Origin of the sequence: Phaeocystidibacter luteus (genome assembly GCF_008933115.1) — a bacterium.
Lineage (GTDB): Bacteria > Bacteroidota > Bacteroidia > Flavobacteriales > Schleiferiaceae > Phaeocystidibacter > Phaeocystidibacter luteus.
Genome location: NZ_WBVO01000024.1, coordinates 1 through 1204, shown reverse-complemented (window position 1 = coordinate 1204; position 1204 = coordinate 1). Strand labels below are relative to the sequence as shown.

1 protein-coding gene is annotated in these 1204 nt (G+C 44.2%); it reads left to right on the top strand.

Annotated features, from left to right (window positions below; all coding sequences use genetic code 11):
* Nucleotides 1–157: 157 nt before the first annotated feature.
* Nucleotides 158–1177, top strand: a complete 1020-nt coding sequence (locus F8C67_RS14245) for an IS110 family RNA-guided transposase (protein ID WP_151668531.1) — start codon at nucleotides 158–160, stop codon at nucleotides 1175–1177.
* Nucleotides 1178–1204 lie beyond the last annotated feature (27 nt).

Sequence of the window (1204 nt, the reverse complement as noted above, 5' to 3'; positions counted from 1 at the left end):
TTTGGGAGTTTAACAACTTCCACAGGAAACAAGGTGAATCAACCTGTGTCATAGGCTCATGACCTAAACAGAGATTTTGAACCTTGTTTCCTTCAGTGCAGCTCCAAATAGAAATTTAGGTATAGACCTATTATAAAGGACTTGGTAGATACACTGAATGTGGAAGCCTAAACTTAGTAAAGTGGAGCAAAGTTATTTTATCGGAGTGGATGTCTCCAAAAACAAAGTGGATATTGCGGTTATTGCACGTACTCAGGAAGTTGTATTGGAGCGAGAAGTACCGAATACGGATGTAAGCCTGAAGCGCTTTTTTGGCAGCTTAATCAAGCAGTTTGCTTGGTGTTCTTCGGACGTTTTGATTTGTTGTGAGACAACGGGGATATACTCCAATCCATTAAAGCGAGTAACATTAGAGCTAGGGTTGAAGCTCTGGGTAGAGCATGCCATGAAGGTCAAACGAGCCAGCACAGATATGCGCGGCAAGGATGACCGGACAGATGCAAGGAGAATCGCCGAGTATGCGCTTAGGTACTCTGATAGAAAGCGGCTGTATGTTGCCGAATCGACGGCTATGAAACGGCTTGGCACACAAGGTAAAATCAGAAACACCCTACTCAAGAAACGAACGTCGCTTGAGAATGAGCTGCGAGAAGCTAAAGCCATGGATATAGCACTTTATAGAGAGCTAAAGGCTGTCTATGGACCGGTTATTAGCAGCCTGAATCGACAGCTGAAGAAAGTGGAGGAAGTCATTAGGACACTTGTTAAGCAGGACGAGGATATACGGCAGAATATGAAGCTTCTTCAAAGTATACCAGGAGTTGGAGAGCAGGTCTCTCTTCACCTGATCTTACGCACGAACAACTTCAAAAGCATCTCTAGTCCAAAGCAGCTCGCCTGTTATGCAGGCGTGGCGCCCTTTAAAAATGAATCTGGTGTCAAAATTAAAAGAGCGAGGGTCTCACATATGGCCGACAAGCAGCTAAAGAAAATACTCCACTTAGCTGCCATGGCGGCAATCAGATCAAAAGGAGAGCTAAATGAGTACTACCAGAGGAAAACAGAAGAAGGGAAGAACAAGATGAGTACGATTAACGCCGTCAGGAACAAGATCATCCACAGAGTTTATGCAGTTGTCGAGCGGCAATCACCATATCAAATTAAACTAGAGATCTAGTTGGATGGGAACATAGAAATCTCTGTG

Excerpts from the sequence above, each read along its gene's own strand:
- F8C67_RS14245 (WP_151668531.1), top strand. The coding sequence starts at position 158 with ATGTGGAAGCCTAAACTTAGTAAAGTGGAGCAAAGTTATTTTATCGGA.